Source organism: Flavonifractor sp. An52 (assembly GCF_002159385.1).
In the GTDB taxonomy this organism is placed as follows: Bacteria; Bacillota; Clostridia; order Oscillospirales; family Oscillospiraceae; genus Flavonifractor; species Flavonifractor avicola.
Genome location: NZ_NFIB01000028.1, coordinates 34,216 through 42,808 on the forward strand (window position 1 = coordinate 34,216; position 8,593 = coordinate 42,808).

6 protein-coding genes are annotated in these 8,593 nt (G+C 59.8%); all 6 read left to right on the forward strand.

Annotation, left to right across the window (positions count from 1 at the left end; translation table 11 throughout):
• Positions 1-38: 38 nt before the first annotated feature.
• The 6 genes from csaB (at position 39) to rpoD (ending at position 8,462) form a co-directional block, all read left to right on the forward strand.
• Positions 39-2,270: a polysaccharide pyruvyl transferase CsaB gene (gene csaB, locus B5G06_RS10950; RefSeq protein WP_087189102.1), complete on the forward strand. Its 2,232-nt coding sequence runs from the start codon at positions 39-41 to the stop codon at positions 2,268-2,270.
• Positions 2,267-3,343 carry a glycosyltransferase family protein gene (locus tag B5G06_RS10955; protein WP_242955463.1) on the forward strand — a complete coding sequence of 359 codons (1,077 nt, stop codon included), beginning with the start codon at positions 2,267-2,269 and terminating at the stop codon, positions 3,341-3,343. The genes csaB and B5G06_RS10955 overlap by 4 nt, the downstream gene beginning before the upstream one ends.
• Positions 3,344-3,408: 65 nt before the next feature.
• A complete protein-coding gene (locus B5G06_RS10960) occupies positions 3,409-4,104 on the forward strand; it encodes an HAD family hydrolase (protein WP_087189103.1) in 696 nt (231 codons plus the stop codon).
• A gap of 96 nt (positions 4,105-4,200) precedes the next feature.
• Positions 4,201-5,205, forward strand: coding sequence for a deoxyguanosinetriphosphate triphosphohydrolase (locus B5G06_RS10965; RefSeq protein ID WP_087189104.1), 1,005 nt, complete (start codon positions 4,201-4,203; stop codon positions 5,203-5,205).
• Between the two features lie 127 nt (positions 5,206-5,332).
• On the forward strand, positions 5,333-7,123 hold the full coding sequence (dnaG, locus tag B5G06_RS10970) for a DNA primase (RefSeq protein WP_087189105.1): 1,791 nt from the start codon (positions 5,333-5,335) through the stop codon (positions 7,121-7,123).
• Positions 7,116-8,462 carry an RNA polymerase sigma factor RpoD gene (rpoD, locus tag B5G06_RS10975; RefSeq protein WP_242955465.1) on the forward strand — a complete coding sequence of 449 codons (1,347 nt, stop codon included), beginning with the start codon at positions 7,116-7,118 and terminating at the stop codon, positions 8,460-8,462. The genes dnaG and rpoD overlap by 8 nt, the downstream gene beginning before the upstream one ends.
• Positions 8,463-8,593 lie beyond the last annotated feature (131 nt).

An 8,593-nucleotide genomic window follows, 5' to 3' on the forward strand; every position in this document is an offset into this window, starting at 1 on the left:
CACAAGTACTTTCTTTTTTCTTTGGAGGTTTTGATTCCATGAAGGTCATGCACCTCATCTCCGGCGGCGACAGTGGCGGCGCCAAGACCCACGTTCATTCCCTGCTGAAAAATCTTGCCCATACCATCGATGTTACCATGGTATGTTTTATGGAAGGTCCATTTGCTCAGGAGGCCCGGGAACTTGGCATCCCCACTGTGGTCCTGCCTGGACACAATCTGCTGAAAACCCGCAACACCCTGAAAAAGATGATCGTGGAGGGAGGCTATCAGATCCTTCACTGTCACGGCGCCCGGGGCAATTTGATGGGCGCCCTGCTGCGGAAGGCCACCGGTCTGCCCGTGGTTACCACTGTCCACTCCGATTATCGGCTGGACTACCTGGGCCGCCCCTTCTCCCGCATCACTTACGGCACCATCAACACCATCGCTCTGCGGAAGCTGGACTACCGCATCGGTGTGTCCGACGCCATGACCGATCTGCTCATCTCCCGCGGCTTTGATCCGGACAAGCTGTTCACCATCTACAACGGCATCGATTTTACCCCCCGTACCCCCGCCCTCTCCCGAGAGGAATACTGGAAGAGTGTGGGACTGGATGCTGACCAGTACTCTGTTGTGGTGGGCATTGCCGCCCGCCTCAACCCCGTCAAGGATATTGCCACCCTGGTCCGCGGCTTTGCCCTGGCCTATAAAGTCTGCCCTCATCTGCGGCTGCTTATCGCCGGCGACGGCGAGCAGATGGGGATGCTGAAGGACTTGGCCAACCAGTTGGGAGTAGCCAAGCAGGTCTGCTTTGCCGGTTGGGTATCCGACACCGACAGCTTCTACAATGCTCTGGACATCAATACCCTCACCTCTCTCTCCGAGACCTTCCCCTACTCCCTCACCGAAGGCGCCCGGGCGGGCCTGCCCACAGTGGCCAGCCGGGTAGGCGGCGTGCCTTACCTGATCGAGCATGGTATCCACGGTTTCCTCTTTGAGGCAGGGGACGCGGAGGGACTCTCCCGCCACCTCATTGCGCTGGCTCAGGACCCGGAGCTGCGCCAGCATATGGGCCAGCGGCTCTATCAGAGGGCCAAGGAGGACTACTCTCTGGAGAGCACCCTCCAGCGGCAGCTCTCCATTTATGACACCATTCTCCGCCGCCAGGCCCGCAAGACCGGCCGGCGGGATGGCGCTCTGGTATGCGGAGCCTATGGCCGGGGCAACGCCGGCGACGATGCCATTCTGGAGGCCATTGTCACCGAGCTGCGCCAGGTGGACCCCGACCTTCCCATTTGGGTGCTCTCCCGCAGCCCGGAAGATACCCGGCGCACCTATCGTGTCAACTCCATCTACACCTTTGCCTTCCCCAAGTTCCTGTGGCGGATGCGAAAAACCAAGCTGTATATCAACGGCGGCGGTTCCCTGATGCAGGACGTAACCAGCCATCGCTCCCTGTGGTTCTATCTCTTCACCATCTCCTGGGCTAAGCGGCTGGGCAATCAGGTTATGATGTACGGCTGCGGCATCGGTCCCATCCACTCCCCCTCCAATCGGAAACGGGCCTCCAAGGTGCTCCAGAAGAGCGTGGACGCCATCACCCTGCGGGATACTCACTCCCGTGAGGAGCTGACCGACATGAAGGTCACCCACCCGGAAATCATTCTCTCCGCCGACCCCACGGTCATTCTGCCCGCCGCTCCCGCGCCCGTGGTGGACGGCATTCTGGAGAGCCAGGGCATCGATCCCAACGGCAAATATATCGGCTTTGCCCTGCGGCCCTGGCCGGGCTTTGAGGCCAAGGCCCCCGTTTTTGCCGCCGCCGCCGACTACGCCTATGAGAAATACGGCCTGACCCCCGTCTTTCTGCCCATTGAGCGGCGTCTGGATGTGGATGCCGCCAAGTTGGCTGCTAAGTATATGAAGGCCCCCCACCATATTCTTACCCATACCGGCAGTTCCGACCACACTATCGGTCTGTTTGCACGGATGCAGGCGGTTATCTCTATGCGGCTGCACGCCCTCGTCTTTTCCGCCGGCCAGGGTGTGCCTCTGGTGGGCGTGGTATACGACCAGAAAATCAGCTCTTTCCTCTCCTATATCGGCCAGGATCTGTACACCGACCTGGATAAGGTGACGGCGGAATCCCTGTGCGGCTACATCGACGCAGTCTATGCCCGGATCGGAGACACCGAATTCCTGTCCGGCGGCGTGGAGCGGCTGCGGCAGGTGGAGGAGCGCAACCAGGAGACTGCCCGCCGGCTTTTGGAGGGTGTGTCCCGTTGAAACAGATCCTGTGCCTCTCCTCCCAACCCTGGAGCACTATCCCCACCCGCACCCAGCAGCTGATGACCCGGTTGAAGGATGCCAAGATCATCTTTCTGGAGCCGCCTTCCCGGAACTACCGCAAGCCCGGCCGCAAAGTACGCCCCGGCCTGACCGTATACGCTCTCCCGCCTGCTCCTGAGGCCTCCGAGGATCAGCGGCTGCTCCGGTTTGTCCGGGACCGCAAGCTGACCCGCCATATTCTTAAGCTGATGGATATGCATCGCTTTCGGGAGCCCCTGCTCTGGTGCACTTCCCCGGAGCAGGTCCATCTGCTGGACGCCATCCCCCATCAGGGGCTGGTATATGACTGCGCCCAGGACTGGCTGGACACTCCACCCGAGTGGGAGAGCGACCTGGCCTTGGCTGCCGACGTGATCTTTGCCGCCTCCGAGGGGCTGGTGGACCACCTCTCCCCCTGCAGCGACAACATTGCCCTGCTTCCCAATGGGGTAAGCTATCCCATGTTCTCCCGGCCAGACAATGAGTGTCCCGCTCCCCTGGCCGACCTCACCGGTCCCATTCTGGGCTTTGTGGGCACCATTTGGGAGGATCTTGACCTGACACCGGCCATCCAGGCCGCCCGGGCTCTGCCCCGGTGCACTTTTGTCTTTGTAGGGCAGGTAGAGCCCTACAATCCCCAGCTGCGCACCCTGGAGGCCCTTCCCAACGTCCGTCTGCTGGGCCGCCAGCTGCCGGTGGATATTCCAGACTATCTGTCCCGATTCGACGTGTGCCTTCATCTGTTGCGGCAGTCTGACTACGGCGCCGACATCGTACCCAGCCGTGTCTATGAATATCTCACTTCCGGCAAGCCCATTGTGGCTATGTTCTACCCCGACCATGTGGAGCATTTCCCTGACGTAATCTACGCCGCCCACAGCCCCGGCGAGTTTGTGCGGCTGTGCATCCGTGCTCTGGAAGAACCGGATGGTTGGCCTGCCGTCCGCCGGCGGGAACATGGGGCTGCCGCCGCCTGGTCCAACCGTGCCATGCAGGTTACCCAGATCCTCTCTGCCAACGGACTCTACTGACCCACAATGCGGGCGGTCCCACGGACCGCCCGCATTTCCTGCCATTGCTGATAAGGAGGCTTGTTATGATTCCCTATTCCACCGTGATTTTCGATCTGGACGGCACCCTGCTGGATACCCTTCAGGATCTGGCGGACAGCACTAACTATGCTCTGGCCCTCCACAAACTGCCCGCCCGCTCTTTGGATGAGGTACGCCGCTTTGTGGGCAACGGCGTAGGCCTGCTCATTCACCGTGCCGTGCCCGAGGGAACCCCTGAAGAACTGGAGGCCCGGTGTCTGGCTGATTTCCGGGCCCACTACCTGCTGAACATGGAGAACCGCACCGCTCCCTACGCCGGTGTACTGGAGCTGCTGGACGGTCTGAATCAGGTCGGAATCAAACTGGCAGTGGTATCCAACAAATTTGATGGTGCTGTCAAAGGTTTGTGTCAGACCTACTTTGGGGATCGGGTGAAGGTGGCCATTGGTGAATCCCAGGGAGTTGCCCGCAAGCCTGCTCCCGACACGGTACTTCGCGCATTGAAGGAACTGGGCGCTCAGCCTGAAGAGGCCGTTTATGTAGGCGACTCCGAGGTGGATATCCAGACCGCCCGCAATTCCGGTCTGCCCTGTCTGTCGGTGAGCTGGGGCTTCCGTGACGCGCAATTTCTGACCGAACAGGGTGCACAGCAGATCATCTCTACCCCCGCCGAGCTTCTGGCCCTGCTTACCGGCGAGCAAAATGACGAATCCAGCCGCCCTCATCAGGGGGATTTGTGAGCACAATAGAAAATTTACAAAAAAAGAAGGGTTTTATCCAGGCTGCGGCGTATAAAGAGTAAAGGTTGAAATTTGCTGAGAGGCTGGTGAGCGCCCATGGTACTGCGTGAACAGACCGAAGCCGCCGAGGCGGCCCTGCTCTCCCCCTATGCCTGCCTGTCCGCCTGCTCCCGGGGACGTCTGGTGCCTCTGGAGCCCTGCCCCACCCGAACCTGCTTTCAGCGGGACATCGACCGGATTGTCCACTCCAAGGCCTTCCGGCGGCTCAAGCACAAGACTCAGGTCTTTCTGGAGCCGGAGGGGGACCACTACCGCACCCGCATGACCCACACCATCGAGGTCAGCCGCATCGCCCGCACCATCGCCCGGGGCTTACGCCTCAATGAGGATCTGGCAGAAGCGGCCGCCTACGGCCACGATCTGGGCCACACCCCCTTCGGACACGCCGGAGAGCGGGTCCTCAATGAGATCATGCCCGGAGGCTTTGCCCATAACGAGCAGTCTCTTCGGGTGGTGGACCGTCTGGAACGGGACGGCGAGGGACTCAACCTGACCTACGAGGTGCGCCGTGGCATTCTCTGCCACACCGGCCCCGACCAGGCCGAGACCCTGGAGGGCCGTCTGCTGCGGCTGGCCGACAAGATCGCCTACATCAACCACGACATTGACGACGCCATGCGGGGCAAGATCATCTATCCCATGGACCTGCCCCTCTCGGTCTCCCAGGTACTGGGCTTCACCCACTCTGAGCGAATCAACACTCTGACGGTGGACATCATCACCCAGTCCGCCGGGAAGAATGACATTGTCCAGTCCCCCGCCTGCCGGGACGCTATGAATGAACTGCGGGAGTTCATGTTTGAATATGTCTACCGCAGCCCGGTAGCCAAGGGTGAAGAGGGGAAGGCCCAGGACATGATCCGCCGCCTGTTTGAGTACTATGTGAAGGACCCGGACAAGCTGCCTCCGGAATATCAGGACATCCGGGTGGAGGAGGGCGTAGAGCGCGCCGTATGCGACTATATCTCCGGCATGACCGATAAATATGCCGTGGACCAGTTCAGCGACGCTTTCATCCCGAAGTCCTGGAGCGTAAAGTGATTTATGCTTACACCATTAGAGTATAAATGCTTTTAAAGGCGTTTATGCCGTAAGGTTATTTAACTTTACATATACCAGCGTATGAGATTGGCATTGATTGGAAAAGATAGTCGGAAGGAGGATGCCTGTGGCGATACCAGAACAATTCATTGACGATCTGGTGGCCCGCAGCGACATTGCCGACGTGGTCTCTTCCTATGTCCACCTCACGAAAAAGGGAAACAACCTGTGGGGCCTGTGCCCTTTCCACAACGAAAAGACCCCCTCCTTCTCCGTCTCTCCCGATAAGCAGATCTACCACTGCTTCGGCTGCGGCAAGGGTGGCGGCGTAATTTCCTTTGTTATGGAGATGGAGAATCTCCCCTTTTTGGACGCGGTAAAGCTGCTGGCCAAGCGGGCAGGTCTTGAGGTGCCGGAGGCCGGAGAAAACGAGGCCTATCGCAAAAAGCGGTCCCGACTGCTGGAGCTGTCCAAAGACGCAGCCCGTTTCTACCACGACTATCTCATTGGTCCCGGCGGCCAGCAGGTGCGGGACTATATCGCCCAACGGCAGATCTCTCCCCGCACCGCTACCCGGTTTGGTTTGGGGGCCGCGCCAGATCAGTGGGATGCCCTCACAAAGGCCATGACCGCCAAGGGCTACACCAAAATGGATCTGATTGACGCCGGTCTGGCAGTAGCCGGAAAGAACGGCGGCATCTATGACAAGTTCCGGTCCCGGCTTATGCTCCCGGTCATTGATGTGCGGGGCGAGGTGGTGGGCTTCACCAGCCGCCTGCTCCCCGGACTGGAGGGCGCCAAGTACCTGAACACTCCGGAGACGGTGCTCTTCAAAAAAGGCCGTCTCATTTACGCCCTCAACTTCGCCAAGAACACCAAGCGGCCCAACCTGATTCTGGTGGAGGGCAACATCGACGTGATCACCCTGCACCAGGCGGGCTTTGATAATGTGGTTGCCACCATGGGAACCGCCCTCACTGAGGAGCACGCCCGCATTTTGGCCCGGTACACCAAGGAACTGGTGCTCTGCTACGACAATGATGCCGCCGGCAAGCAGTCCACCGACCGGGTGCTTAACATTTTGAAAAACGCCAACCTCACCGTCCGGGTACTTCAGTTGCCCAACGCTTTTGATGCCGAGGGCAAGCCCATCAAACAGGACCCGGATGATTTCGTTAAAAAGTTTGGTCCTGCCGCTTTTGAGAAGTGCCTCAATGGCAGCGCCGGACAAAACGACTACCGGCTGGACAGCCTGCAGGCAAAACATGACCTGTCAAGCGAAGAGGGCAGGCTGGCCTATCTAAAGGAAGCTGTGGCCACCATCGCCGCCCTTCAAAGCCCTATTGAGCGGGAAATCTACGGCAATAAAGCAGCAGCAGCAGCCGGTATTTCCGGAACCGCCATGGCCCAGGAGGTAGCCCGCTACCGAAAGGACCGGGCCTGGCGGGCCAGAAAAGTCCAGGCAAAAAAGGACCTGACCCCCGCCGTTCAGCTCCAGCCCAAATCCAGACAGCTGCACTATGAGAATATCCGCTCCGCTCGCGCGGAGGAGGGTGTGATCCGCTTGCTGCTGCTGGACCCAGGCCTGCTGCCCGAGACAGATGGGCTGGACCCGTCCCAGTTCTCCTCTCCCCTGCTGGCCAAGCTCTATGTGCTGCTCAAGCAGCGGCACAGCCAAGGGCTCAGCTTACAACTGGGCGCGCTGTCCGGATCGCTGGCCCCGGAGGAGATGAGCCACATCACCGGGATTCTGGAGCAGCCGGAGACCCGTTCCAATCGCAGCCAGGCGCTGCATGACTACTTAGAGATTATCGAGACAGAAGCCGCCAAGCGGGGCGGCGTCGGGCTGGACCCTTTGCTGGCAGCCCGGGATAAATTCAGAGAGAAAAAATCATATGGAGGACAACCGCATGAGTGAAAAGAAGACCACCGGTAAAAAAGAGCTCACCCTGACCCTGGAGGATCAGGCCAAGCTGGCCCGCGACAACGCGAAGAAGATGGAGCAGGGCAAGATCGAGGTCATGAAGGTGGTGGAAGGCGTCCAGGGCGCCGAAAAACTGGCGGAGCTGATCGAGCGCGGCAAGAAAAACGGCAAGCTCTCCTCCAGCGAACTGATGGACGTGCTGGAGAACCTGGATCTGGAAAGCGAGCAGATGGACAAGATCTACGATACCCTGGAGAACCTGGGCATCGACACGGTAGGCGACGACTATCTGCCCGAGCTGGCCGACGACACCATGCCTCCTCTGGAGGAGCTCAACGAAATCGAAGACCTGCCTGAAGAGGAGATCGTAGACCCCAACACTCTGGTGGACTCCTTCGGCATTGACGATCCGGTCCGTATGTATCTGAAGGAGATCGGCAAAGTCAACCTGCTCACCCCCGATGAGGAGGTCCAGCTGGCCCAGGATATGGGCGCCGGTGACGCTGCCAAGGAGCAGCTGGAGGATATGGAGCGGGCCAAGGAGGCCGGCGAGGAGATCGCCCTGTCTGAGGACGACATCAAGGAGCTTCGCCGTCTGGTGAAGCGTGGCGAGGCGGCCAAGCAGCGCCTTGCCGAGGCCAACCTCCGTCTGGTGGTATCCATCGCCAAGCGGTATGTGGGCCGCGGTATGCTCTTCTTGGACCTGATCCAGGAGGGCAACCTGGGTCTCATCAAGGCCGTGGAGAAGTTTGACTACACCAAGGGCTACAAGTTCTCCACCTACGCCACCTGGTGGATCCGTCAGGCCATTACCCGGGCCATTGCCGATCAGGCCCGTACCATCCGTATCCCCGTCCATATGGTAGAGACCATCAACAAGGTCATCCGTGTCTCCCGTCAGCTTCTCCAGGAGCTGGGCCACGATCCCACCCCCGAGGAGATCTCCGAGGAGATGAATATGCCGGTAGACAAGGTAAGGGAGATCCTGAAGATTGCCCAGGAGCCCGTCTCTCTGGAGACCCCCATCGGCGAGGAGGAGGATTCCCACCTGGGCGACTTCATCCCCGACGAGGACGCCTCCGAGCCCTCTGAGGCTGCTTCCTTCACCCTGCTGAAGGAGCAGCTGGTCTCCGTGTTGGGTACCCTCACCGAGCGTGAGGAGAAGGTGCTCAAGCTGCGCTTCGGTATCGAGGACGGCCGCACCCGCACCCTGGAGGAAGTGGGCAAGGAATTCAAGGTCACCCGTGAGCGTATCCGTCAGATCGAGGCCAAGGCCCTGCGTAAACTGCGTCATCCTTCCCGCTCCAAGAAGCTGAAGGATTTCCTGAACTAACAAACGAAAAGCGGGCCTGTTGCAAAATAGCTGTTTTGCACAAGCCTGTCATTGCGAGCCAGTGCGCACACTGGCGTGGCAATCCGTTTCCTCGGCAAAAGGGGCGGATTCCCACGAAAAACGGCCGCCCA

Excerpts from the sequence above, each read along its gene's own strand:
- csaB (WP_087189102.1), top strand. The coding sequence starts at position 39 with ATGAAGGTCATGCACCTCATCTCCGGCGGCGACAGTGGCGGCGCCAAG.
- B5G06_RS10965 (WP_087189104.1), top strand. The coding sequence starts at position 4,201 with ATGGTACTGCGTGAACAGACCGAAGCCGCCGAGGCGGCCCTGCTCTCC.
- rpoD (WP_242955465.1), top strand. The coding sequence starts at position 7,116 with ATGAGTGAAAAGAAGACCACCGGTAAAAAAGAGCTCACCCTGACCCTG.
- B5G06_RS10960 (WP_087189103.1), top strand. The coding sequence starts at position 3,409 with ATGATTCCCTATTCCACCGTGATTTTCGATCTGGACGGCACCCTGCTG.